Raw genomic sequence first — 25,018 nt, forward strand, 5'->3', positions numbered from 1 at the left:
ACTGGGAGGGGTCCCCGGTGGGGATATGGGTACCCGGGGGAGATACAGAGCGGACCGCGCTGTCCGACCGATCCCCAGGATAGGTGTCACTCCGGGCCCGGACCTCGCGGCCTCTTGCCGCGGAGCTCCGCACTGCCATACTTACGTCGCCGTAGGTTACGGAACCGTAGGAAACGCGGCCTGGCAGCCGCTGCGGGAACCGTGCCCGTGCACTGATCCCACCTCAGCCCTCGACCCCACAGTGGACGTGCCCATGACGACAAGCTCCGATGCGTACTCCGACACCGATGTGATCGAAAACGCTTCGCGGACGACCGGTGCCCCCGGCGCCCCGCTGCCCCCCGCGACACTGGGCGGCGAGCAGAAGCGCTCACTCGAACAGCTCACCCTGCTCCTCTTCATCGTCGTTCCCTTCATCGCCGTGCTGGGGGCCGTGCCGCTGGCCTGGGGGTGGGGGGTGAGCTGGTTGGATCTCGGCCTGCTCGTCTTCATGTACTTCCTGGGCTGCCACGGCATCACCATCGGCTTCCACCGCTACTTCACGCACGGTTCCTTCAAGGCGAAGCGGCCGCTGCGGATCGCGCTCGCGGTGGCGGGGTCGATGGCGGTGGAGGGCCCGCTGGTCCGCTGGGTGGCCGACCACCGCAAGCACCACAAGTTCTCCGACGCGGAGGGCGACCCGCACTCCCCCTGGCGGTTCGGCGAGACGGTCCCGGCGCTGATGAAGGGCCTGTGGTGGGCGCACATCGGCTGGATGTTCGACGAGGAGCGGACGTCGCAGGAGAAGTACGCCCCTGATCTGCTCAGGGACCCGGCGATCCGGCGGATCTCCCGGCAGTTCCTGTTCTGGACGATCGTGTCGCTGGGTGTCCCGCCGCTGGTGGGCGGCCTTGTGACGATGTCGTGGTGGGGCGCGTTCACGGCCTTCTTCTGGGGTTCGCTGGTCCGCGTCGCGCTGCTGCACCACGTCACGTGGTCGATCAACTCGATCTGTCACGCGGTGGGCAAGCGTCCCTTCAAGTCCCGTGACCGCTCGGGCAACGTGTGGTGGCTCGCGGTGCTGTCCTGCGGCGAGTCCTGGCACAACCTGCACCACGCCGACCCGACGTCGGCGCGGCACGGCGTGATGAAGGGCCAGATCGACTCCTCCGCGCGGATCATCCGCTGGTGCGAGCAGCTGGGCTGGGCGTCCGACGTGCGGTGGCCCTCGCAGTCGCGCATCGACGCGCGCCGCAGGTCCGGGGGTGCGGCCGATGCCCGCCGCGAGGCACACGCGTCAGACGCGGCATGATTGACGACGTGGCGACCGACTCCAGCAATCCCAGCCCCTCCAGCAAAGAGAAGCAGCCCCGGCGGGCCCGGCGGACCCGTATGACGGGCGCCGAGCGCCGGGAACAGCTGCTGGACATCGGCCGCACGCTCTTCGCCGCCAAGGGCTTCGAGGGCACGTCGGTGGAGGAGATCGCGGCGAAGGCCGGGGTCTCCAAGCCGGTCGTGTACGAGCACTTCGGCGGCAAGGAGGGCCTGTACGCGGTGGTCGTGGACCGCGAGATGCGGGCGCTGCTCGACATGGTGACGGGGGCACTGACGGCGGGCCACCCGCGCGAGCTCCTCGAACAGGCGGCCTTCGCCCTCCTCGACTACATCGACACGTACACGGACGGCTTCCGCATCCTGGTCCGCGATTCGCCGGTGGCGCAGTCCACCGGCACCTTCGCGTCCCTGATCTCCGACATCGCGACGCAGGTCGAGGACATCCTGGGCCAGGAGTTCAAGGGCCGCGGCTTCGACCAGAAGCTGGCGCCGCTGTACGCGCAGGCGCTGGTCGGCATGGTCGCGCTGACGGGCCAGTGGTGGCTGGACGTCCGCAAACCGAAGAAGGCGGAGGTGGCCGCCCATCTGGTCAACCTGGCCTGGCACGGCCTGGACGGCCTGGAGCCGAAGCCGCGCCTGATAGGCCACCGCAAGAGCTGACCTTCGCCTCACGCCTTGCGGGCCACCGCGAACACCCGCCGGAACGGGAAGACCGTGCCGTGGGGCGTGGACGGGTAGGCCTCGCGCAGGAGGGTCCGGTACTCGGCCAGGAACGACTCCGTCGCCGCCGGGTCGTCCGCCAGGGCCGTCAGGACCGGGCGCAGGCCCGTGCCCTTCACCCAGTCGAGGACCGGGTCGTCGCCGGGCAGGAGGTGCTGGTAGGTCGTCTCCCAGGCGTCGACCTCGCAGTCGAGATCCGCGAGCCGCTCCAGGTACTCCCCCGGCGTGAGGACCGCGTCCGCGTGGCGCAGGGCCTCGCCGAGGCGGTCGCGCCAGCGGGGTGAGGCGGCGAGTTCCCGCATCAGCACGTGGCTGGGGGCGTCGAAGTTGCCGGGCACCTGGAAGGCGAAGGTGCCGCCGGGCACCAGGGCGTCGGTCCAGGCGGGGAAGGAACCGGGGTGGCCGGGGACCCACTGGAGGGTCGCGTTGGAGAGGATCAGGTCGTACGTGGCCCGGGCCGGGGTCCACCGCGTGGCGTCGGCGGGGGCGAAGTCGAGGCGGCCGCCGCCGGCCGTGGGGCCCGCCAGGCGCTCCGCCCTGGCGAGCATCTCCGGGGAGTTGTCGAAGCCGGTGATGTGTGCGGTGGGCCAGCGCTCGGCGAGGAGCCGGGTGACGTTGCCCGGGCCGCAGCCGAGGTCGGCGATGCGGGGCGGGCGGCCGGTGGCAGGGAGTGCGGGCACCCGGGCGAGCAGGTCGACGAAGGGGCGCGAGCGGTGGTCCGCGTGGCGGAGGTACTGGTGGGGGTCCCAGGTGGCGGCTGCTGCGGGCATGGAGGGCCTCCTCGAAGACGACGCGGGGAACGACTCCCTTAGCCATCTTCACCACCAAGTATCTCGATGTCAAGAGACTTCATGTCGACAGACCCCCTACACTGATCGTCATGGAGGACGAGGTCGATCGGCTGGTCGCAGCGTGGCGCCGGGAGCGCCCTGACCTCGACGTGGAACCACTCGAGGTGCTCAGCCGCGTGAGCAGGCTCGCGCGGCACCTGGACCGCGCCCGCAGACTCGCCTTCTCCGAGCACAACCTGGAGCCCTGGGAGTTCGACGTCCTGACGTCGCTGCGGCGCGCGGGCGCGCCCTACCAGCTCTCGCCCGGCCAGCTCCTGACCCAGACGCTCGTCACGTCCGGCACGATGACGAACCGCATCGACCGCCTGGCGAAGAAGGGGCTCGTCGAGCGCCTGCCCGACCCGAGCGACCGGCGCGGCGTCCTCGTCCGCCTCACCGCCGAGGGACAGGACCGCGCGGACCAGGCCCTCGCCGGGCTGCTCGAACAGGAGCGGGCCATCCTCGCGGAGCTCTCCCGCGCCCAGCGAGGCGAACTGGCCGCGCTGCTACGCCAGTTGACCGCCCCGTTCGACAACATCCCCGGCTAGGTCGGCCGGGCCGACGCCCGCGCGCCGGGCCAGCGCCACCGCGGCGAGCGTGGAGTGCACGCCCAGCTTCCCCAGCACGTTCTGCATGTGGGTGCGCACCGTGTGCGGGGAGAGGAAGAGCCGCTCGGCGACGGCCTTGCGGCCCAGGCCCGCGACCATGCAGCGCAGCACCTCGCGCTCGCGCGGGGTCAGCGACTCCACCAGGCGCTCGGACTCGGTGCGGTGCTTGCGGGCGGCGGTCAGCTCGCGCAGCACGCCGGTGAGCAGGGCGGGCGGCAGGTGCGTCTCGTCGCGCAGGACGCCCCGTATGACCGTGAGCAGCCGGGACAGCGAGCAGTCCTTGGCGACCCAGCCCGAGGCACCCGCCTGCAGGGCGAGCGCCGCACGGCGCGGGTCGTCCTTCTCGGCCAGCACCACGGTGCGCACGGCGGGCTGGCCCGAACGGACGCCCGCCACCAGGGAGATGCCGTCGACGAGCCCGTCGGCGTTGTTCTCCTGGACGGGTACGGCCGGACGGAAGCCCTGCAGGGCGCTCGCGGTGCCGCCGAGGTCGGCGTCGACGAGCAGCACGTCGTACCTGCGCCCTTCGGTGACCGCCCGTTCCAGACAGCGCAGCGCGGCGGGACCGCTGCCCGCCGCGGACACGTCGACGTCGGGTTCGGCCGCGAGTGCGGCGGCCAGCGACTCGGCGAAGATGCGGTGGTCGTCGACGACCAGGACTCGAATGCGAACCACAGAAACCCCCTCCCCCACGCTCCTGCCAAGGAGCAGGGGATACCCCTTCATCGGAGAACGGTTGGTGCGGGTACGGCGCCCGGGGCGGGAGACAACGCGGCCGCACGGCCGCCGCCGTGCTGTGAGCGCCACCCCCACGCCGGGCGCCGTACCCGACTGTCTCGCCCCCTGATCAGTACCGGCCCCCACCGGCACTGCCCTTCAGAGTAGGGCCGGACGGCGGGAGCGGAAGGTGATTTGCAGAACTGATTGGCCAGCGCGTTTATGGTGAGCCGTATGTTTCGTATGGAGACGGGAGTCGACAAGGAGCGGCTCGCTCTGCTTCATTCGCGGCTGAGCGAGACGAACACGGCGGCATCACCGGAGCTCCGCGCCCTGCGCGGCACCCGCGAGGACCAGGAAGTGCCGCTGGCCCTGTGGGCGTTGGACGAGGCGGGCGGCCTCGCGGCGGGCCTCGCCGCGTACACCTGGGCCCGCTGGCTGCACGTCGACCACCTCTGGGTCGACGGCCGCCACCGCGGCGCGGGCCTCGGCTCCCGGCTGCTGGCCGAAGCGGAACGCGTGGCCCGCGAGGACCGCGGCTGCCTCAGCTCCCGCGTGGAGACCTGGGACTTCCAGGCCCCGGGTTTCTACCGCAATCAGGGGTACGAGCTGGTGAGCGTGATCCCCGACTACCCCGAGGGCGTCAAGGAGTTCACGCTCACCAAGCGGCTGGGCTGAGAACCCGTCTGCCGAGCGGGGTTCACGCCTCCCTGCGCGCCCCCGCCGACGCCACCGCAGGGAACACCCGGGGCGCCGTGCGGCCCGCCGCGTCGAAGGCGTCGAGGACCGACTTCGTCACCGTGTCCGCGTCCGCCGCCTCGGCCAGGACGAGCGCAGAGCCGCCGAAGCCGCCGCCGGTCATCCGCGCGCCGAGGGCGCCCGCCGCGTTCGCCGAGGTCACCACCAGGTCCAGCTCGGGGCAGGAGATGCGCAGGTCGTCGCGGAGCGAGGCGTGGCCCTCGGTGAGGACCGGGCCGATCCCGCGGACGTCACCGGCGGCCAGCAGGCCGATGACGCGCTCGACGCGGCGGTTGTCCGACACGATGTGCCGTACGTAGCGACGGATCCTGTCGTCCGGCAGCTTCGCCAGAGCGGCGGGGAGCCCCTCGTACGCCACGTCCCGCAGGTGGGAGACGCCCAGGATGCGCGCGCCCTCCTCGCATCCTGCCCGCCGCTCCGCGTACGCGCCGTCCCCCAGCTCGTGCTTGACCCGGGTGTCGACGACGAGCAGTCGCAGGCCGTGCGCGGCGAGGTCGAAGGGGATCTGACGTATCGCCAGGTCACGGCAGTCCAGGTGCAGGGCGTGGCCGTCCGTGGCGCACGCGGAGGCCATCTGGTCCATCACGCCGCACGGGACGCCGACGAAGTCGTTCTCGGCGCGCTGGGCGAGGACCGCCAACTCGGGCCGGGTGAGGCCGAGTTGGTACAGGTCGTTCAGGGCGAGTGCCGTGACGACCTCCAGGGCGGCGGACGAGGACAGGCCCGCGCCGGTCGGCACGGTCGAGGCGAGGTGGATGTCGGCGCCGCCGGAGACCGCGTGGCCCGCGTCCCGCAGCGCCCACACCACACCCGCCGGGTAGGCGGCCCAGCCGCCCTGTCCGTACTTCGACAGGGGCGCCAGATCGTCGACGCGCAGTTCGGCGAGGGGGGCGTCGATGTCCGCGGAGTGGAGCCGCAGGGTGCCGTCGGTGCGGCGCGCCACCGCCGCCACCGCGGTGTGCGGCAGCGCGAGCGGCAGCACGAAGCCCTCGTTGAAGTCCGTGTACTCGCCGATGAGGTTGACCCGGCCCGGGGCCGACCAGACCCCCTCCGCCGCGTACCCGTACAGCTCGGCGAACTTCCCTGCTACGTCCATCAGTTACCCCTTGATTACGGTCAGAGCCTGTCTTTGAACCCCCGTCGTCCGCGCGAAGCGCGGGCGCAGCGGCGTTCGGTGCGTGCGATCGGTGTGCGGAGCCCCAGGTCATGTGGCGGAGCCACCTGTCCTGGGGCTCCGTGCGCCGAGCGTGCGTGCCGAGCGTCGGGGCGCAGGCGGGGGTTCAAAGACAGGCTCTCAGCGCCGGGCGAACGCCCAGGCGTCGGCGACGATGTCCGCGAGGTCCGCGCGGGACGGCTGCCAGCCGAGCTTCTCGCGCGCGGTGGCGGCGGAGGCGACGAGGACCGCCGGGTCGCCGCCGCGGCGCGGGGCCGTGACCTCGGGGATCGGGTGGCCGGTGACCTTGCGGACGGTCTCGATGACCTCGCGTACGGAGAAGCCGTTGCCGTTGCCGAGGTTGCAGATGAGGTGCTCGCCGGGGGTGGCGGCCTCGACGGCGAGGAGGTGGGCCTCGGCGAGGTCGGCGACGTGGATGTAGTCGCGGACGCAGGTGCCGTCCGGGGTCGGGTAGTCGTCGCCGAAGACGCTGATCGCCTCGCGCCTGCCCTGGGCGACCTGGAGGACGAGCGGGATGAGGTGCGACTCGGGGTCGTGGCGCTCGCCGCAGTCGCCGTACGCGCCCGCGACGTTGAAGTAGCGCAGCGAGACGGCGGCCAGGCCGTGCGCGGCGGCCTCTCCGGTGATCATGTGGTCGACGGCGAGCTTGGAGGCGCCGTAGGGGGAGGTGGGGGCGGTGGGGTCGGTCTCCGTGATGGGGGTGTTCACGGGCTCGCCGTACGTCGCGGCGGTGGAGGAGAAGACCAGCCTGCGCACGTCGGCGTCGCGCATCGCGGCGAGCAGCGCCATGGTGCCGCCGACGTTGTTGTCCCAGTACTTCTCGGGCTTCACGACGGACTCGCCGACCTGCGAGAAGGCGGCGAAGTGGAGCACGGCGTCGTAGGAGGAGTCCAGCCACTTGGCGGCATCGCGGATGTCGCCCTCGATGAACGAGGCGCCCGCGGGGACGCCTTCGCGAAAGCCCGTCGAGAGGTTGTCGAGGACGGTCACCTCGTGCCCGGCCTCGATCAGATGCTGGGCCACCACACTTCCGACGTAGCCCGCACCACCGGTGACCAGGTACTTACCGCTCATGAACTCGCTACCTCTCGCAGTCGCTGGGCCGCGGCTTCCGGCGGCACGTCGTTGATGAACACACTCATGCCGGATTCGGAACCCGCGAGGAACTTCAGCTTGCCCGAAGTGCGGCGGATCGTGAAAAGTTCGAGGTGGAGGGCGAAGTCGTCCCGGTTGATCCCGTCGTGTCCCTCCAGCGTCCCGAACGGCGCCTGGTGCCAGGCGGCGATGTAGGGGGTGGAGGTCTCCCCCTCGCCGAAGATCCGGTCGAAGCGCCGCAGGAGTTCCAGATAGATCCGCGGGAACTCCGTGCGCGCCGCCTCGTCGAGCGCGAGCAGGTCGGGCACCCGGCGCCTGGGGTAGAGGTGCACTTCGTAGGGCCAGTGCGCGGCGTAGGGCACGAAGGCCACCCAGTGCTCGCCCGCCAGGACGACCCGCTCGCCCGCGCTCTCCTCGGCGACGAGGTCGTCGAAGAGGTTGCGGCCGCCCGTCGTCTCCTTGAACGCGGCGAGCGAGCGGAGCATCAGGTCCGTGCGCGGGGTGACGAAGGGGTACGCGTAGATCTGCCCGTGCGGGTGGCCGAGGGTCACGCCGATCTCGGCGCCGCGGTTCTCGAAGCAGAACACCTGCTCCACCGAGTCCAGCTGGGAGAGCTCGGCGGTGCGGTCGGTCCAGGCCTCCAGGACGAGCCCGGCCTGCTCGGGCGTGAGGTCCGCGAAGGACGCGTCGTGGTCGGAGGTGAAGCAGACGACCTCGCAGCGGCCCGCGTCGCCCGCGAGCGAGGGGAAGCGGTTCTCGAAGACCACGACGTCGTACGAGGAGTCGGGGATCTCGCTGCGCCTGCCCTCGGCGGAGGGGCAGAGCGGGCACTCGTCGGCCGGCGGGTGGTAGGTGCGGCCCTGGCGGTGCGAGGCGATGGCGACGGAGTCGCCCAGGAGGCGGTCCCGTCGGATCTGCGACGTGGTCGAGACGGGCCCGAGCGGGCGCCGGTCGACGGCGTCGCGCACGGCGTCGTCGCGCTCGTCGTAGTAGATGAGCTCACGACCGTCGGCGAGACGGGTCGAGGTCTTCTTCACGTCCGGGGCTCCTCACCACCCATCCAACAGAACCGAACATAACAAACCACAAGCCAACAGCTCCGTCAATGCCCGCACGCCTCGCCGGAGCCCCTGGGGCCGACGGTCGCCTCGATCACAATCAAACAAAGAACACCAACAGAACTGTTCAGTTATTGAAGCAAGGGGCGTAGGTTCCGGTCTGATCCGTTCGCGCAACGAAGCGAGTTCACATGCAGTCCCCGACACAAACCCTGGCCGAGGGGCTTCGGCTGCCCACCAACGGCCTCGACTACGCGATCCTGGCGATCTACTTCGCCGTGGTCCTCGGCATCGGCTTCGCCGCCCGGCGCTCCGTGAAGACCAGCCTCGACTTCTTCCTGTCGGGCCGCTCCCTGCCCGCCTGGGTCACCGGTCTCGCCTTCGTCGCCGCGAACCTGGGCGCCACCGAGATCCTCGGCATGGCGGCCACCGGCGCGCAGTACGGCGTCGCGGTCGTCCACTGGTACTGGATCGGCGCCATCCCTGCCATGGTCTTCCTGGGCCTGGTCATGATGCCCTTCTACTACCGCAGCAAGGTCCGTTCCGTCCCCGAGTTCCTGCTCCAGCGCTTCGACAGGTCGGCGCACCTGCTCAGCTCGGCGCTCTTCGCGTTCGCGGCGATCCTCATCGCGGGCGTGAACCTCTACGCCCTCTCGATCGTCGTCGAGGCGCTGCTCGGCTGGCCGCAGTGGGTGGCGATCGTCGTCGCGGGCCTGTTCGTGCTCGCGTACATCACCATCGGCGGTCTCTCCTCGGCGATCTACAACGAGGTCCTGCAGTTCTTCGTGATCCTCGCCGCGCTGATACCCATCTGCGTCATCGGCCTGAAGAAGGTCGGCGGCTGGGACGGCCTGTCCGGCTCGATCGAGAAGCAGCACGGCGACAACTTCATGACCGCCTGGGGCGGTACGGGCATCGGTGACGCCAACCCGCTCGGCGCCAACTGGCTGACGATCATCCTCGGCCTGGGCTTCGTGCTCTCCTTCGGCTACTGGACGACGAACTTCGCCGAGGTGCAGCGCGCGCTCTCCGCGAAGAACCTGAGCGCCGCCCAGCGCACTCCGCTGATCGCCGCCTTCCCGAAGATCTTCATCGTCTTCGCGGTGATGATCCCGGGCCTGGTCGCCGCCGTCCTCGTCCCCAAGATCGGCACGGCGGGTTCGGATCTCACGTACAACGACGCGATTCCCTATCTGATGCAGGAGTTGCTGCCCAACGGCGTCCTCGGCATCGCGGTCACCGGCCTGCTCGCCGCGTTCATGGCGGGCATGGCGGCGAACGTCTCCTCCTTCAACACCGTGTTCACGTACGACATCTGGGCGAAGTACGTGAAGAGGGGCCAGGAGGACGGCTACTACCTGAAGTTCGGCCGGCTCATCACCGCCCTCGGTGTGCTCGCCTCGATCGGCACGGCCTTCATCGCCTCGTCGTTCTCGAACATCATGAGCTACCTGCAGACGCTCTTCTCGTTCTTCAACGTCCCGATGTTCGTCGTCTTCATCATCGGCATGTTCTGGAAGCGGGCCTCGATGAAGTCCGGTGTCTGGGGACTGCTCGCGGGCACCACGGCCGCGATGGTCAACTACTTCTGGATCTACAAGCAGGGCATCATCGGCATCCCGTCCGACCAGGGCGCCAACTTCGTCTCGGCGATGGTCGGTTTCGCCGCCGGAGCCGTCGTGATGGTCGCCGTCTCCCTGTTCACCGCGCCCAAGCCGGAGGCGGAGCTGGCCGGTCTGGTCTACGGGACGGTCTCGCCGGACGGGGAGGGCGACGGTGTCGAGGCGGGTGACGACGCCTGGTACCGCAAGCCGGCGCTGCTCGGCTGGGGCGCCGTCGTCCTCGCCGCGGCCTGCTACGTCCCGTACTCGTTCTAGCCCCGATCGGAGGACCGAAGACCATGTCCGACCTGCGCAAGGAAGTCTCCGACCTGGAGGCCAAGTCCGCCACCGCGGCCCGCCTCTTCGACATCAGGCGGATCATCGGCGGCCTGTTCGTCGTCTACGGGATCATCGTGACGATCGCCGGGATCACCGCGTCCGACGCCGACCTGAAGAAGGCCGAGGACATCAACATCAACCTGTGGACGGGGCTCGCGATGCTCGCTCTCGGGCTCTTCTTCCTGGTGTGGCTGTGGCTGCGCCCGATGGTGGCGCCCGCCGAGGGGCCGCCGGAGGACGAGTAGCCCCTCGTCCGCCCCGTGCGAAGGGGCCCGGGTCACCGCGGTGGCTCGGGCCCCTTCGCCGTCTGCGCGCCGTCGGGGCCGTCGCCGTTGTTCTCGTAGAGCGACGTGGGGCGCTCGGCGCGCTCCAGGAGACCCGTGCGCGCGGCGAGCGCGGCGGCCTCCAGGCGCGAGCCGACGCCCAGCTTCATCAGGACCCGCTGCACATGCGTACGCGCGGTGCTGGGAGCTATCCCCATGCCGGCGGCGATCAGCCGGGTGTCCTCGCCGTCCGCGACCCGCACCAGGACCTCGACCTCGCGGGGCGTCAGCATCTGCAGGAGGCGCTGCCCCTCGTCGTCGGGCTGCGCGGCCGGGTTGAGCAGCTCGCTGAAGGCACCCTGCAGCAGCTGCGGCGAGACGGCCGCCTCTCCCGCGCGCGCCTTCATGATGGCGCGCTCCACTCCCTCGATGCGCTCGTCGTGGCGTACGTAACCGGAGGCGCCGGAGGCGAAGGCCGCGGCGATCCCGCGCGGGCTCGGCACCGGACCGAGCACCACCACCGCCACCTGCGGCCGGTCCCGCTTGATCTTCACGACCGGGTCGAACATGCCCGGTTCGGCGGGCGTCGCCGTGCCCAGGAGGCAGACCTCCGGGGCCCTGCTGATGACCAGTTCCGCCGCTCCCGCGGCGGGCGCGGCGGCGGCGAGCACCCGGTGCCCGCGCAGCTTCAGTGCCGAGGCGAGGGCCTCGGCGAGCAGTCGATGATCGTCGACCACCATGAGCCGCACACCCATAGCAACCCCCCAATTCCCCGACTGATCCCCAGATCCACCGGTCGCCCTGCTCTCCCGCTCCCCGTGGACCGCGGGCCCCCCGGCCCACCATCCCCCGGAAGCTACACGCTTGTTCGACGTTACGCGCCCCCTACCGGCCAGAAGCGGCCCGGAATGCCTAAATCCGTGCCGTTGGGGGGCGTTGGGAAGTGCTGGGTGGTCCGCGCCGGGGGGGGGCCGCCCCGGGTGGGGGGTGGGGGGCGGCCGCCGCCGTGCGTGAATCGGTGATGTCCCGCGCTTCCCGGCTACTTCGCGATGAAGCCGAGCGCCACGTACTCCTTCTCGTCCTTCGAGTAGGGCCTGCTCAGGAGCTTCTTGCCGAGGAAGAGGTGCCCGTCCCCGTAGAGGAGTTCGTTGGACTTCGGGACCAGGCCGCTGATCGCCCCGGTGACCGACTCGGTGCCCGGGGTCTCCAGGAGCTTGGTCTCCTTCATCGTCTTGCCGTCGAGCGAGACGATCTGGGCACCCTGCTTGTAGCTGTGCGCCTTGTACGCGATGACGTTGCCGCCGTCCATGCGGACCGGGAAGATCTCGCCGTCGTCGCCCGCGATCGCGCGGTCGCTGGTCGGCTTGCCGGTGGCCAGCGAGAAGGAGACGATCTCGTTGGTCCGGCTGTAGCTCTCGCCGCTGCCGTCGTGCTGCTTCGTCGGGACGTACAGCCGGTCGTTGCCGACGGTGATCGCCGTGCAGTTGTGGACCATGTTGACGCCGCAGTCGTGCTCGTACTTCCCGTCCTCCAGCGAGATCTTCGCGCGCAGCTTGCCGTTGCTGCCGAGCGAGAAGACGTCGGTGGCGCCGGAGGCGGTGATCTCGGTGGTGTCCTGGCCGAAGACGACCGGATTCGTCGAGATGATCTTGGCGTTGTCGACGCCGGGGGCGATCGGGTACGTCCACTTCTCGTCGCCGGTCTTCGGGTCGAGGAGCTGGACCTTCAGCGTCTGGTCACCGTACGTACCGCACTTGCGGACCGCGACCAGCTGGTCGCCGCCCGCGTAGCCGACGTCCTCGCACTTGCCGACCTTCGGCTTCCACAGCTGGTTGCCCTTGACGTCCCAGGCGGCGCCGCCGCTGGAGGTGCCCGCACCGGCGGCGATCGTGGTGCCGGAGATGGTGACTTCCTTGAACGTCGCCTTCACGCCGTTGGTGTCGACGCTCTTGGTCCAGAGCTTGTCACCGGACTTGAGGTCGACCGCGGAGACGTTGGAGCACTGCTCGTAGTCGCCCTTCTTGTTCCGCTTGGCCTCTTCGGTGACGACCGCGACGATGCCGTCGTCGGTGACCTCGGGCGACATCGCGCAGGCCATGCCGGAGAGCGGGACGGTCCACTTCTTCTTGCCGGTGTCCGGGTCGTAGCCGTTCAGCTCGTTGACGCCGGACTTGGCGTAGACGTCATCGGTCAGGACCGAGCCCGTGGCGTTCCAGATCTGGTCCTTGGGGATCTCCGGCTGGGGCAGCTGCATGAGGACCTTGGCGGAGGGGTCGGCCGGGACCTTCTCCTTGGCCTTGCCCTGGCCGGGCAGGCTGTCGCCGCCCTTGCCCTCGCCGCCCTTGCCGCCCTTGCCCTTCTCGCCGGAGCTCTGCGCGGTGTTCTTGGGGTCGTCGTTCTTCGTCGAGGCGTAGAAGACACCGCCGCCGACGATCAGCGCGATCGCCACGACCGCCGCGCCGATGATCATCATCTGGCTGCTGATCTTCTTGCCGCCGCCGGAGCCGCCGGGACCGCTCCCGGGCTGCGGCTGCATCGGCATGGTGGGGGGCTGCTGGTACCCCTGCTGGTACTGCTGCTGGTAGCCCTGCTGGTACTGCGGCGGGGCGGGCTGCGCGGGCTGGGTCGGGTACCCGTAGCCCTGGGGTACCTGCGGGGCCGGGGGCGTCTGGGGGTAGCCGTAGTTCGGCTGGCCCGCCGGGGGCGCCGGAGGGGCCGGCGGAGCCGCGGGCGGCGGCGTCTGCGGGGGCGGCGGGGTCTGCGGGGCCGGGGTCTGCGGGTAGCCGTACGAGGGGTCGGGGGCCTTGCCGAAGCCTCCGGGCGGAGGGTCCTGCGGGGCGCCGAAGCCGCCCTGCGGGGGCTGGTTCGGGGGCTGGTTCGGTGGCTGGGGCGGCTGGGTCATGACGTCGTTATTCCTTGGGGACGAGAGCGGTCGAGACGGGGGGCGGGGCGGCGCGGCACGTCACTTGCCGTAGGCGAGCATGAGCTTCGACTGGCCGGAACTGTTCAGGATGTGCGTGGCGGAGACATAGAAGCGCCCGTCCACGTAGTCGACGTCCCTCGGCAGGAAGCCGTCCTCGATCTTCGACATGCCCTTCGGGTGCCGCAGAAGGGTCTTGGGCTTGTGCGAGCCGGACGTGGCGATGGAGACGACGCGGCCGCCGGAGTCGTAGGACGGGGTGACGTACGCGATCAGCTCGCCGTTCTCGACCTTCATCGGCAGCATCGTTTCGTCCGTCGGCGACTTGGTGCGCCAGGCCTCCTTGCCGGTGGCCAGGCTCGTCGCGACGATCTCGTTCGCGCCGCCCTTCTCGTCGGTCGGCAGGTAGAGGTAGTTGTCGTCGACCGTGGCGCCCAGGCAGCTGCCCAGCGACCGACTGACGAACGAACTGTCGCACTCCGGCGCGAAGTTGTCGTCGGAGATCACCTCGGAGCGCGTCCTGTCGCTGTTCTCCTTCAGGACCGTGATGTTCCACTTCTTCTTGTCCTCATTGCTGAGGTACACGACCGTGGGACTCACGGAGTAGACCGCGTCGATGCGCCAGCCCTTGGGGAACTTCTTGGTCCACAGGGCGCGGCCGGTCCTCGGGTCGAGCTGCTGCAGCTCTTCGTGCTCGGTGGGCGTGCGCGCCCCGCAGGACAGGGCCATGATGAGCTGCTTGCCGCCGGCGAAGCCGCTGGGGAAGCAGGTGCCCTCTTCCTTCTTGTCCGCGACGTAGAGCTTCTTGCCGTCGCTCATCCGCAGCGCCGTGCCGGACTGGTCGCGGCCGACCATCAGCACGTCACCGACGAGGACCAGTTCGCTGCGCATCGCGAAGTCGAAGAGGCCCTCCTTCTTGACCGGCTTGCCCCAGCCCTTGTCGCCCGTCTTGAGGTCGACGACCTGGAGCTGGTTGCAGTCGGCGCCGCTCTTCGCGCTCTCCATGTAGGCCACGACGATCTTGCCGTCGTCGGTGGCCTCCCGGGTCGCGGAGCAGATCTTCTGCGGGAACGTGATGGCGTTCCACGCGATCTTGCCGGTCTTCACGTTGTACGCGAGGAGCTGCTTGTACGCGGCCTTGACCACGATGTCGCCGTCGACCCACATGCCGGGGGCGTCGCCGCCGGAACCGGGGACCTTCGGCGCCTCCTTGTACCAGAGGACCTTCGCCTCGCCCGCCTGGCGGCCCGCGTTGAGGTCTTCCTTGCCCTCGTGGCCGTCGCCGCTGCCGTTGCCCGGGTTGACCGGGGCGGACGCGGAGGCCTTGGGGTCCTGCTTCTCCTTCGCCCCGGACTTCTTGTCGTCGTCGCCACCGCCGACGACGGCCCAGGTGACACCGCCCGCGACGAGCAGCGCGGCCACGGCCGCGGCGACGATCACCACGAGCTTGTTGCGCTTGTTCCCGCCGCCGGGCGCGCCCGGTCCCGCGGGGAACTGCGGCTGCGTCGGCGGCTGCTGGTACCCGTACTGCGGCTGCGTCCCGTAAGGGCCCGCCTGACCGGGCTGGGTGGGCTGCCCGTAGGGGCCCGGCTGCTGGGGCTGCTGGGGCTGCTGTCCGTAGGGTCCCTGCTGGGCGGGCTGTCCGTACGGACCCGGCTGCCCGTAGGGGCCGGCCTGGGCCGGGTAGCCGTAACCGGGCTGGGCCTGCGGCGGCTGACCCGGTGGCTGCGGTGGCTGGTTCGGTGGCTGTGGCGCTCCGCCCTGCCGTGGATCCTGCGGAGCTCCGAAGCCGCCGGGCGGCGGCTGGTTGGGCGGCTGACTCATCAGCGCTTCCCCCTTCACTGACTTTCGGCACGCCAAATGGTGCTGAGGCCAGCCTTTCTATCACCCTGACGCCCTACCACACGGGTCCGGCCCTGTCGCTGTCCCCAAGGGCAGACATAGCCGTAATCCGGCCGTTATGCGTCCTGCACGGGAGCTCTACGCATCCTCCGCGAGCTCCAGCCAGCGCATCTCCAACTCCTCGCGCTCGCCGATCAGTTCACGGAGCTCGGCGTCCAGTTTGGCCACCTTCCCGAAGTCCGTGGCGTTATCGGCGATTTGGGCGTGGAGCTTGGTCTCCCGCTCGGAGACCTTGTCCAGTTGCCGCTCGACCTTCTGGAGCTCCTTCTTGGCGGCCCGGCTGTCCTTGGCCGACCCCCCGGCGGCCGGCGCGGCCACCGCACCGGCACCCTGCCCGGACGTGCTCGCGGCCGGGGTCGCGGCGGTGCCGCTCTCCTCCATCCGCCGCCTGCGCTCCAGGTACTCGTCGATGCCGCGCGGCAGCATCCGCATGGTGGCGTCGCCGAGCAGCGCGAACACCTTGTCCGTCGTCCGCTCGACGAAGAACCGGTCGTGGGAGATCACCACCATGGAGCCGGGCCAGCCGTCAAGCACGTCCTCCAGCTGGGTCAGCGTCTCGATATCGAGGTCGTTGGTGGGCTCGTCGAGGAAGAGGACGTTGGGCTCGTCCATCAGCAGCCGCAGCAGCTGCAGCCTGCGCCGCTCACCACCGGAGAGATCGCCGACCGGCGTCCACTGCTTCTCCTTGTTGAACCCGAACGTCTCGCAGAGCTGGCCCGCGGTCATCTCCCGGCCCTTGCCCAGGTCGACCCGCTCGCGCACCTGCTGCACGGCCTCCAGGACCCGCAGCGTCGGCTTCAGTTCGGCGACCTCCTGCGAGAGGTAGGCCAGCTTGACCGTCCGGCCGACGACGACCTTGCCCGCCGCGGGCTGCACCTCGCCCTGGCTGCGCGCGGCATCGGCCATGGCGCGCAGGAGCGAGGTCTTGCCCGCGCCGTTCACCCCGACCAGACCGATGCGGTCGCCGGGGCCGAGGTGCCAGGTCAGGTGCTTCAGGAGCAGCTTGGGCCCGGCCTGTACGGACACGTCCTCCAGGTCGAACACCGTCTTGCCGAGCCGCGTCGTGGCGAACTTCATCAGCTCGCTGGTGTCGCGCGGCGGCGGCACGTCCGCGATCAGCTCGTTGGCGGCCTCGATGCGGAACTTCGGCTTGCTGGTGCGGGCCGGGGCGCCGCGCCGCAGCCAGGCGAGCTCCTTGCGCATCAGGTTCTTGCGCTTGGTCTCCTCGGTGGCCGCGATGCGCTCGCGTTCGGCGCGGGCGAAGACGTAGTCGGAGTAGCCGCCCTCGTACTCGAAGACCGAGCCGCTCTGGACGTCCCACATGCGCGTGCACACCTGGTCAAGGAACCACCGGTCGTGCGTCACGCAGACGAGCGCCGAGCGCCGGGCGCGCAGGTGCCCGGCGAGCCAGGCGATGCCCTCGACGTCGAGGTGGTTGGTCGGCTCGTCGAGCACGATCAGGTCGGGCTCGCCGATGAGGAGCTTCGCGAGCGCGATACGGCGCCGCTCGCCGCCGGAGAGCGGGCCGATGACGGTGTCGAGGCCCTGCGGGAAGCCGGGCATGTCCAGGCCGCCGAACAGCCCGGTCAGCACGTCACGGATCTTGGCGTTGCCCGCCCACTCGTGGTCGGCGAGGTCACCGATGACCTCGTGCCGGACGGTCGCCGCCGGATCGAGCGAGTCGTGCTGGGTGAGCACGCCGAGCTGCAGCCCGCCGTTGTGCGTGACCCGCCCGGTGTCGGCCTCCTCCAGCTTGGCGAGCATCCGGATGAGGGTGGTCTTGCCGTCGCCGTTGCGCCCCACGACGCCGATCCGGTCCCCCTCGGACACGCCGAGCGAGACGCCGTCGAGCAGGGCACGGGTGCCGTACACCTTGCTGACTGCCTCGACATTGACCAGGTTGACGGCCATTAACGCTCCAGGGAAGGGGATCGATCGATCTCCCAGCCTAGTCGCCCGCGCGGGCGGCCCCTCGGCCGCTCCGGGCGTAGCCGGTCACTCACGCTCCGTTTCGTGCGCGAGGGCCCGGATGTCTAGGGCCCCAGGGGCCTAGAGCACCGTGGCGCCCGCGGCGGGCGACTGCGCCACCCGGGCCGTGCGGCAGGTGCCGGAGGCCGTCAGGGCCTCGGCGATCCGCCGCGCCGCACCGGCGTCCCCCGCGAGGAACGCCGTGGTCGGCCCCGAGCCGGAGACCAGCGCGGCGAGCGCGCCGGCCGCGGTGCCGGTCGCGAGGGTGTCGCGCAGCGAGGGGAAGAGCGAGAGGGCCGCGGGCTGCAGGTCGTTGGCGACGGTGGCGGCGAGGGCCTCGGCGTCGCCGTCGCGCAGGGCGGCGAGCAGCGCAGGGGACGCCGCGGGGGCGGGCGCGACGGGGGTCAGCCGGTCGAACTCGCGGTAGACGGCGGGCGTGGAGAGCCCGCCGTCGGCGACGGCGAACACCCAGTGGAAGGTACCCCCGACGTCGAGGAGCTCCAGCTTCTCGCCCCGTCCGGTCCCGAGCGCGGCGCCGCCCACCAGGCTGAACGGCACGTCACTGCCCAACTCGGCGCAGATGTCGAGCAGTTCGCCCTGCGAGGCGCCGGTTTTCCACAGCGCGTCGCACGCCACGAGCGCGCCCGCGCCGTCCGCGCTGCCACCGGCCATGCCGCCCGCGACGGGGATGTCCTTGGCGATGTGGATGTGCACGTCGGGCGCGATCCCGTACCGCGCGCCGAGCAGCTCGACGGCCCGCGCGGCCAGGTTCGTGCGGTCCAGGGGGACCTGGTCGGAGCCGGGCCCCTCGCAGGTCACCCGCAGTTCGTCGGCGGCCGTGACGGTGACCTCGTCGTAGAGGCCGACGGCGAGGAAGACGTTGGCGAGGTCGTGGAAGCCGTCGGCCCGCGCGGCGCCCACCGCCAGTTGCACGTTGACCTTCGCGGGGACCCGCACGCTCACGCTCACGCCCCCGCCTCCTTGTGCTCGGCGATCCGCGCGAACTCCTCCACGGTCAGCGCCTCGCCGCGCGCCTGCGGCGAGACCCCGGCGGCGACGAGCGCGGCCTCCGCGGCGGCGGCGGATCCCGCCCACCCGGACAGGGCGGCCCGCAGCGTCTTCCTGCGCTGCGCGAAGGCGGCGTCGACGACGGCGAACACCTCCCGCTTGGAAGCGCTGGTCCTGACCGGCTCGGCCCGCCGCACCAGGGACACGAGCCCCGAGTCGACGTTCGGGGCGGGCCAGAAGACGTTGCGCCCGATGGAGCCCGCGCGCTTCACCTCGGCGTACCAGTTGGCCTTCACCGACGGCACTCCGTAGACCCGCGACCCCGGCCCGGCGGCGAGCCGGTCGGCGACCTCGGCCTGCACCATCACGAGCGTGCGCTCGATGGTCGGGAAGGTGTCGAGCATGTGCAGCAGGACGGGCACGGCCACGTTGTACGGGAGGTTCGCGACCAGCGCGGTCGGCGCGGGGCCCGGCAGCTCGCTCACGAGCATGGCGTCGCTGTGCACGAGCCCGAAGGAACCGGCCTTCTGCGGGAGGCGGGCCGCCACCGTCGCGGGCAGCGCCCCGGCGAGCGCGTCGTCGATCTCGACGGCGGTGACGTGCGCCGCGGTCTCCAGGAGGGCCAGGGTCAGGGACCCGAGCCCCGGTCCGACCTCGACGACCACGTCGTCCGGGCGGACCTCCGCGGTGCGGACGATGCGCCGCACTGTGTTGGCGTCGATGACGAAGTTCTGGCCGCGCTGCTTGGTCGGGCGTACGCCGAGGGCAGCCGCCAGTTCGCGGATTTCGGCGGGGCCGAGGAGGGCGCCGTGCTCTGTGCTCACGGCACCAGGTTACGGGCCCCGCGGTTAGAGCCGTCGTCCGCAGTGCGGCCAGGGGCTGGCGCCCCGCTGCACGTACAGCTTCTTCGCGCGGAACGTCTGCTCCGACGCCGACGCGTCCTGCGGCCGTCCCGAGCCGCCCAGCGCCTGCCACGTCCGCGTGTCGAACTGGTACAGCCCGCCGTACGTACCGGACGGGTCGACCGCGCCGGGCCGGCCGCCCGACTCACAGTGGGCGAGCGACCCCCAGTCGAGCTGGTCCGCCCCGGCCACCGACGACGGCATCTGCTTCGTGCCGACCTTCACGATCCGCTTCTGCGGCTCGCGCACCACCTCGGTCCGCACCCGGCGCGGCTTCTGCTTCACGCCGTTGACGCTCCGCACGGTGTACGTGACGCGTCGGACGCCCGCCCGCCCCGCCTGCGCCACGACCTCCGTGCCCCGGAAGAGCGAGGGGTCCTCCTTCTTCTCCACCTCGAAGGGGATCGGTTCCTCCTGGACCTCCTTGGTCCCGGTGATCCGCATGACGGTGACGGTCTGCCCGTCGCGCGGAAAGCTCTCGGGCGCGACCGACGTGGTGTCCTGACCGCGCAGCCGCACCCCGGACTCGGCGACGGCCTCGCCCACGGTCGCCGCGTTCGTCCGGATGGTCCGCTCCCGCCCGTCCGCCATGATCGTGACGGTGCGCTCCGTGAGGACGTCGAGCGCGAGCCCGTCCCGGTCGATGCGCCGGCTGCGCGAGGCCGACAGGGACGCCCCCTCCGCCCGCACCCCGAGCTGGCGCAGCGCCCCGTCGACGGTGCGCGCCGTGGTCCACACCTTGCGGCGCTCCCCGTCGAGGGTGAGGTGGACGGGCCTGCCGTAGCGGACGGCGATCTCGTCGCCGCTGGCGAGAGTGGTGCCGGGCCCGGGCGCGACGATGTCGTGCGCGCCGACGTCGACGCCCTCGTCGGCGAGGAGTTCGCCGACGTCGTCCGCGAAGGTGTGCAGGGTGCGCGGCCTGCCGTCGACGATGAGCTCGACGGCCTTGTCGTTGGCGACGAACGCGGACGTGCCGCCCGCGAGGAACGCGACGACGAGGGCCTGCGGCACGAGCCGCCGCATCGCGTCGGGGCGCTCGGGCCCGCCGGAGACGCGACCGGCCCCACGGCCGGTGCTCCTGCGGCGCGCGGCCCGCCCCCCGCCGTCGGAGGTCTGCTGCCGCGGCAGCCGCCCCTCCTCGGGGGCGGGGGCGGGGGCGGCGGGAATGGCGTCGAGGAGGGTGACGTCGCACTCCCCCTCGTCGTACGGGGCCCCGTCGTACCGGGCCCCCTCGTACCGGGCCCCGTACGGCGCGTCGTAGGGCGAGCCGTAGGGCGCCTCGCTCCACGCCTCGTACGACGGCTCGTACTGCTGCGACGGCTGTGGCGGTTGTGGTTCGTAACGCGGTTCGTACGTCTCGTACGGCGAATTGCTCACGACGACGCTCCAGAGGTCCGTACCGGGCGGACAGAACCTAGCGGAGCTCCCGTCACTCTCCAAAGCAGCACGACTACGCTGTGTCGCTGCGTTGACCCGAGCCTGTCCCCCGCGGGGGCGCGCGTCGTTATCGGTCAGTAAGCAAAGGCGCGCGCCGTGTTCGCGGAGACAGCCGTGGCCATGGCGTCCTCGTCGATACCGCGGATTTCGGCCATCGCGCGCAGCGTGACCGGAATGAGATACGGGGCGTTAGGCCGTCCGCGGTACGGGGCGGGCGTGAGGAACGGCGCGTCCGTCTCGACGAGCACCAGCTCAAGGGGGGCGACGGCCAGCGCGTCGCGCAGATCCTGCGCGTTCTTGAACGTCACGTTGCCCGCGAAGGACATGAAGTAGCCGCGCTCGGCGCAGATTTCGGCCATCGCGGCGTCGCCGGAGTAGCAGTGGAAGACGGTGCGCTCGGGGGCGCCCTCTTCCTTCAGGACGCGCAGCACATCGGCGTGGGCCTCGCGATCGTGGATGACGAGGGCCTTGCCGTGCCGCTTGGCGATCTCGATGTGGGCGCGGAAGGACCGCTCCTGCGCGGCCATGCCCTCGGGCCCGGTGCGGAAGTAGTCGAGGCCGGTCTCGCCGACGCCGCGCACGTGCGCCAGCGCGGCGAGCCGGTCGATCTCGGTGAGCGCCTCGTCGAGGGCGGTGTCGCCGCCCGGTGCGCGCGCGCCCTGCCGGGACCAGCCGTCGGGATCGCCGTGCACGATGCGGGGCGCCTCGTTGGGATGGAGGGCGACGGCGGCGTGCACGCCGTCGTGGGCCGCGGCGGTCTCGGCCGCCCACCGGGACCCGCGTACGTCGCACCCCACCTGCACCACCGTCGTGACGCCCACGGCGGCGGCCTTGGCGAGGCCCTCCTCCACCGTGCCCGACTGCATGTCGAGGTGGGTGTGGGAATCGGCGACCGGCACCCGCAGCGGTTCGGGCGGGGGCGGCGGGACGTCGGCGTTCTTCGAAGGCATGCCCCGATCCTACGAAGGCGTGTCCTGATCCCACGAAGGGTCCCGCGCGAGCGCCGCCCCGGCCGGAACGCTCCGGCTCAGTGCCCCTTGCGGTGCTGGAAGGGGTGCAGCAGGTCGGACAGGTGCCAGTGGTGGTCGCTCGCGCGCCCGGCGACCGTGGCACCCCCGGCGGCGATGACGTCGGGGTCGGCGTCGGCCGGGAGCGGGTCCACCGGGCCCGCGGGCTTGCCCACCCGGGTGCCCTCGTGCTGTCGCCGCATCATGTCGAGCACCGAGGACACCTGTCCCGCCCGCATGATCCGCACGACGTGGCCACCGCAGTTCACACACGTGGGCCGGGTCAGCGGCGACGGCACCCGGGCGCCGTCCGCCAGATACATCACGAACTCATGACCCGTGGCGTCCACGTGGTGTTCTATCTCGTAGGACTGCTCCCAGCCGTGCCCGCACCGCATACAGGCGAAGGCGTACGACTCGTGAACGACGTTTGCCGCCGTGGTGGGGTGGCCGGTGTCTGCGATCTCACTCATGCCAGCTGCTCCTCTTGCCCGAGGGACAAGCACTGCCGGAGTCCCGGGAAAACCCGGGACCGGAAGCGTGGGGACGGGTGCGTCCCTTCAACCAGTGGACGCCTTTCCCGGAGCAAGCGCATCAGACCTGTCGAGCATTGGAGCCGTTTTGGCCTTTCCATAGGAAAGAGGCCTGGTGCGCGGCCCGCGCTTTGCCATTCACGATAGTCCTTTGCCTCCCGATGGGCTGCCCCGATCCGCATTCTTTGCCGCCACGACGGCATCGAAGACGTCACGCTTGGGAACGCCCGCGTCGGCGGCGACCGCGGCGATGGCCTCCTTGCGCCGCTCGCCCGCCTCCTCGCGGACCCGCACCCGGCGCACCAGCTCGTCGGGGCCGAGTTCACCGGCGCTCTTCTCGGGGGCGCCCTCGACGACGACGGTGATCTCCCCGCGGACGCCGTCGGCCGCCCATTCGGCGAGCTCCTTCAGCGAACCGCGCTTGACCTGCTCGTACGTCTTGGTCAGCTCGCGGCAGACCGCGGCCCTGCGCTCCTGGCCGAACGCCTCGGCCATCGCGGCGAGCGTGTCGTCGATGCGGTGCGGGGCCTCGAAGTAGACGAGGGTGCGGCGGTCCTCCGCGACCTCCTTCAGGCGCGAGAGGCGCTCGCCCGCCTTGCGCGGCAGGAAGCCCTCGAAGCAGAAGCGGTCCACCGGCAGGCCGGAGAGCGCGAGCGCGGTGAGCACGGCGGAGGGCCCCGGCACGGCCGTCACCCGCACGTCCCGCTCCACGGCGGCTGCGACCAGGCGGTAGCCGGGGTCGGAGACGGACGGCATCCCGGCGTCCGTCACGAGCAGCACCCGCGCGCCGCCCACCAGCGCCTCGACCAGCTCGGGCGTGCGCGCGGTCTCGTTGCCCTCGAAGTAGGAGACGACCCGCCCGCCCACCTGGACGCCGAGCGCCTGGGTGAGCCTGCGCAGGCGCCGCGTGTCCTCGGCGGCGACGACGTCGGCCGACGCCAGCTCGGCGGCGAGCCGCGGCGGCGCGTCGGCGACATCGCCGATGGGCGTGCCTGCCAACACAAGGGTTCCGGGGGAATTTGCGCTTCCTGTCACTGTTCCATCCTCGCAGGGCCCGCGGACGGGACTCGCACAGTCTGGTTCCCTACGATGGCGCGGTGACCAGTACCGCGTCTTCCCCGGACACCCGCGAGGGCCAGAGCGCCGAGGAGCAGCAGCCCTCGTGGCAGCGGCGGCTGCGCCGATTCGGCCATGTGGAGCGGCCCGGAGAGGACGTCGGGGCGCGCATGGTTCCCGCGTACGCGGAGCCGAGCCCCCGCCTGTGGATGGCGCTCGGCCTGTCGAAGCCCTTCGCGGAGCGCGTGGTGCGCTGGTCCGGCTGGGCGGGCCCGCTGCTGATCACGCTCGTCGCCGGAATCACCCGCTTTCTGAACCTCGGCAATCCCAAGGCCGTGATATTCGACGAGACGTATTACGCGAAGGACGCCTGGGCGCTCATCCACCGCGGCTTCGAGGTCAACTGGCCGGACAAGGTCAACGACGACGTCCTGCGGCAGGGCGGCGGCATCGCGATCCCGCACGACGCGGCGTACGTGGTGCACCCGCCGGTCGGCAAGTACGTGATCGGCGCCGGCGAGTGGCTGTTCGGCTTCGACCCGTTCGGCTGGCGGTTCATGACGGCGGTGCTCGGCACCCTGTCGGTGCTGATGCTGTGCCGGATCGGGCGGCGGCTGTTCCGCTCGACGTTCCTGGGGTGCCTGGCGGGCGCGCTGCTCGCGGTGGACGGCCTGCACTTCGTGATGAGCCGCACGGCGCTGCTCGACCAGGTCCTGATGTTCTTCGTCCTGGCCGCCTTCGGGTGCTTCCTGATCGACCGGGACAGGGCGCGGGCGCGGCTTCTGGCGGCACTGCCCACCGACGAGGACGGCAGGGTGCGGCCCGACCTGCGGGTCGCGGAGACGGCGCGGCTGGGGTGGCGGCCGTGGCGGTGGGCGGCCGGGCTCTGCCTCGGCCTCGCCTTCGGCACCAAGTGGAACGGCCTGTACGTGATGGTCTTCCTCTGCCTGATGACGGTCTTGTGGGACGTGGGGGCGCGCCGGGTGGCCGGGGCGGTGCGGCCCTACCGCGCGGTCCTCAAGCGGGACGTGCTGCCGGCGTTCGTCTCGACGGTGCCGGTGGCGCTCGCCACGTACGTCGTGTCCTGGCTCGGCTGGATCCTCTCTCCGGCGGACGGCTCCGGCGGCTACTACCGCAACTGGGCGGCGACGAGCGGCAAGGGCGGCGACTGGACCTGGCTGCCGGACTGGGTGCGCAGCCTGTGGCACTACGAGCACGCGGTGTACGAGTTCCACGTGGGCCTGTCCTCGCCGCACACCTACCAGTCGAACCCGTGGAGCTGGATCGTCGACGGCCGGCCCGTCTCGTACTTCTACGAGTCGCCGCTGCCCGGCAAGGACGGCTGCCCCGCGGACACCACCGACAAGTGCGCCCGCGAGGTCCTCGCCCTCGGCACCCCGGTGCTGTGGTGGGTGGCGGCCCTCGCGCTGCTCTACGTCCTGTGGCGGTGGGCGTTCCGGCGCGACTGGCGGGCGGGCGCGATCCTCTGCGGTGTCGTGGCGGGCTATCTGCCCTGGTTCTTCTACCAGGAGCGGACGATCTTCTACTTCTACGCGGTCGTGTTCGTGCCGTTCCTCTGTCTCGCGGTGGCCATGCTGATCGGCGCGCTGCTCGGGCCGCCGGGTTCGAGCGAACGGCGGCGCATGGCGGGCGCCGCGGGATCGGGCGTTCTCGTCCTTCTGATCCTCTGGAATTTCATCTATTTCTGGCCCATTTACACCGGCACCGCGATTCCCATCGATTCCTGGCGGTCACGCATGTGGCTGGATACATGGGTGTAACGCACACCATGGACACCGTCGGATAA

At 71.1% G+C, this 25,018-nt stretch carries 22 protein-coding genes; 7 read left to right on the plus strand and 15 right to left on the minus strand.

The window, feature by feature from the left end; genetic code table 11:
• Positions 1-253 precede the first annotated feature (253 nt).
• Together ACFVYL_RS20210 and ACFVYL_RS20215 are read left to right on the plus strand one after the other, a co-directional pair.
• Positions 254-1,291, plus strand: coding sequence for an acyl-CoA desaturase (locus ACFVYL_RS20210; RefSeq protein ID WP_389717858.1), 1,038 nt, complete (start codon positions 254-256; stop codon positions 1,289-1,291).
• Entirely contained in the window at positions 1,288-1,974 is a 687-nt protein-coding gene (locus ACFVYL_RS20215) for a TetR/AcrR family transcriptional regulator (protein ID WP_389717861.1), read from the plus strand. The genes ACFVYL_RS20210 and ACFVYL_RS20215 overlap by 4 nt, the downstream gene beginning before the upstream one ends.
• A gap of 8 nt (positions 1,975-1,982) precedes the next feature.
• Here ACFVYL_RS20215 and ACFVYL_RS20220 read toward each other — a convergent pair whose 3' ends face one another.
• A complete protein-coding gene (locus ACFVYL_RS20220) occupies positions 1,983-2,804 on the minus strand; it encodes a trans-aconitate 2-methyltransferase (RefSeq protein WP_389717863.1) in 822 nt (273 codons plus the stop codon).
• A gap of 110 nt (positions 2,805-2,914) precedes the next feature.
• On the opposite strand from ACFVYL_RS20220, the gene tamR reads away from it, so the two are divergent.
• The gene (gene tamR / locus ACFVYL_RS20225; RefSeq protein WP_389717866.1) at positions 2,915-3,412 is read left to right on the plus strand and encodes a MarR family transcriptional regulator TamR; all 498 of its coding nucleotides are present in this window, start codon (positions 2,915-2,917) and stop codon (positions 3,410-3,412) included.
• Here the strand turns inward: tamR and ACFVYL_RS20230 are convergent.
• Positions 3,371-4,147 (minus strand): LuxR C-terminal-related transcriptional regulator, encoded by a 777-nt coding sequence (locus tag ACFVYL_RS20230; RefSeq protein WP_389717869.1) that lies wholly within the window; start codon positions 4,145-4,147, stop codon positions 3,371-3,373. The genes tamR and ACFVYL_RS20230 overlap by 42 nt on opposite strands.
• 264 nt (positions 4,148-4,411) lie before the next feature.
• Between ACFVYL_RS20230 and ACFVYL_RS20235 the strand changes: the two genes are divergently transcribed.
• On the plus strand, positions 4,412-4,867 hold the full coding sequence (locus ACFVYL_RS20235) for a GNAT family N-acetyltransferase (RefSeq protein ID WP_389718179.1): 456 nt from the start codon (positions 4,412-4,414) through the stop codon (positions 4,865-4,867).
• A gap of 22 nt (positions 4,868-4,889) precedes the next feature.
• Here ACFVYL_RS20235 and galK read toward each other — a convergent pair whose 3' ends face one another.
• The 3 genes from galK to galT form a co-directional block, all read right to left on the minus strand.
• Complete coding sequence (gene galK, locus ACFVYL_RS20240) at positions 4,890-6,044, minus strand: galactokinase (RefSeq protein WP_389717871.1); 1,155 nt, start codon at positions 6,042-6,044, stop codon at positions 4,890-4,892.
• Between the two features lie 198 nt (positions 6,045-6,242).
• Complete coding sequence (galE, locus tag ACFVYL_RS20245) at positions 6,243-7,196, minus strand: UDP-glucose 4-epimerase GalE (RefSeq protein WP_389717873.1); 954 nt, start codon at positions 7,194-7,196, stop codon at positions 6,243-6,245.
• Positions 7,193-8,254, minus strand: coding sequence for a galactose-1-phosphate uridylyltransferase (gene galT, locus ACFVYL_RS20250; protein ID WP_389717876.1), 1,062 nt, complete (start codon positions 8,252-8,254; stop codon positions 7,193-7,195). The genes galE and galT overlap by 4 nt, the downstream gene beginning before the upstream one ends.
• 212 nt (positions 8,255-8,466) lie before the next feature.
• On the opposite strand from galT, the gene ACFVYL_RS20255 reads away from it, so the two are divergent.
• Both ACFVYL_RS20255 and ACFVYL_RS20260 read left to right on the plus strand, forming a co-directional pair.
• Entirely contained in the window at positions 8,467-10,152 is a 1,686-nt protein-coding gene (locus tag ACFVYL_RS20255; RefSeq protein ID WP_389717878.1) for a sodium:solute symporter family protein, read from the plus strand.
• Positions 10,153-10,175: 23 nt separating this feature from the next.
• Positions 10,176-10,460, plus strand: a complete 285-nt coding sequence (locus tag ACFVYL_RS20260) for a hypothetical protein (RefSeq protein WP_389717881.1) — start codon at positions 10,176-10,178, stop codon at positions 10,458-10,460.
• Between the two features lie 32 nt (positions 10,461-10,492).
• Here ACFVYL_RS20260 and ACFVYL_RS20265 read toward each other — a convergent pair whose 3' ends face one another.
• From ACFVYL_RS20265 to rsmI, 10 genes are all read right to left on the minus strand, one after another.
• Positions 10,493-11,233, minus strand: a complete 741-nt coding sequence (locus ACFVYL_RS20265; RefSeq protein WP_389717884.1) for a LuxR C-terminal-related transcriptional regulator — start codon at positions 11,231-11,233, stop codon at positions 10,493-10,495.
• Positions 11,234-11,517: 284 nt separating this feature from the next.
• A complete protein-coding gene (locus ACFVYL_RS20270; RefSeq protein WP_389717887.1) occupies positions 11,518-13,380 on the minus strand; it encodes a PQQ-binding-like beta-propeller repeat protein in 1,863 nt (620 codons plus the stop codon).
• Between the two features lie 60 nt (positions 13,381-13,440).
• Positions 13,441-15,222, minus strand: a complete 1,782-nt coding sequence (locus tag ACFVYL_RS20275; protein WP_389717889.1) for a PQQ-binding-like beta-propeller repeat protein — start codon at positions 15,220-15,222, stop codon at positions 13,441-13,443.
• 156 nt (positions 15,223-15,378) lie between these two features.
• Positions 15,379-17,211: an ABC-F family ATP-binding cassette domain-containing protein gene (locus ACFVYL_RS20280; protein WP_389717891.1), complete on the minus strand. Its 1,833-nt coding sequence runs from the start codon at positions 17,209-17,211 to the stop codon at positions 15,379-15,381.
• A 138-nt stretch (positions 17,212-17,349) separates the two neighbouring features.
• A complete protein-coding gene (locus tag ACFVYL_RS20285) occupies positions 17,350-18,237 on the minus strand; it encodes a 4-(cytidine 5'-diphospho)-2-C-methyl-D-erythritol kinase (protein WP_389717894.1) in 888 nt (295 codons plus the stop codon).
• On the minus strand, positions 18,234-19,100 hold the full coding sequence (rsmA, locus tag ACFVYL_RS20290) for a 16S rRNA (adenine(1518)-N(6)/adenine(1519)-N(6))-dimethyltransferase RsmA (protein ID WP_389717896.1): 867 nt from the start codon (positions 19,098-19,100) through the stop codon (positions 18,234-18,236). The genes ACFVYL_RS20285 and rsmA overlap by 4 nt, the downstream gene beginning before the upstream one ends.
• Before the next feature lie 24 nt (positions 19,101-19,124).
• A complete protein-coding gene (locus tag ACFVYL_RS20295) occupies positions 19,125-20,555 on the minus strand; it encodes a ubiquitin-like domain-containing protein (protein ID WP_389717898.1) in 1,431 nt (476 codons plus the stop codon).
• Between the two features lie 134 nt (positions 20,556-20,689).
• Entirely contained in the window at positions 20,690-21,565 is an 876-nt protein-coding gene (locus ACFVYL_RS20300) for a TatD family hydrolase (protein ID WP_389717901.1), read from the minus strand.
• Between the two features lie 77 nt (positions 21,566-21,642).
• Positions 21,643-22,095 (minus strand): hypothetical protein, encoded by a 453-nt coding sequence (locus ACFVYL_RS20305; protein WP_389717903.1) that lies wholly within the window; start codon positions 22,093-22,095, stop codon positions 21,643-21,645.
• Positions 22,096-22,293: 198 nt separating this feature from the next.
• On the minus strand, positions 22,294-23,157 hold the full coding sequence (gene rsmI / locus ACFVYL_RS20310; RefSeq protein ID WP_389718181.1) for a 16S rRNA (cytidine(1402)-2'-O)-methyltransferase: 864 nt from the start codon (positions 23,155-23,157) through the stop codon (positions 22,294-22,296).
• Positions 23,158-23,252: 95 nt separating this feature from the next.
• Here rsmI and ACFVYL_RS20315 point away from each other — a divergent pair, with 95 nt between their 5' ends.
• The gene (locus tag ACFVYL_RS20315) at positions 23,253-24,992 is read left to right on the plus strand and encodes a dolichyl-phosphate-mannose--protein mannosyltransferase (protein ID WP_389717906.1); all 1,740 of its coding nucleotides are present in this window, start codon (positions 23,253-23,255) and stop codon (positions 24,990-24,992) included.
• Positions 24,993-25,018 lie beyond the last annotated feature (26 nt).

Origin of the sequence: Streptomyces sp. NPDC058308, from assembly GCF_042880275.1 — a bacterium.
GTDB lineage: Bacteria > Actinomycetota > Actinomycetes > Streptomycetales > Streptomycetaceae > Streptomyces.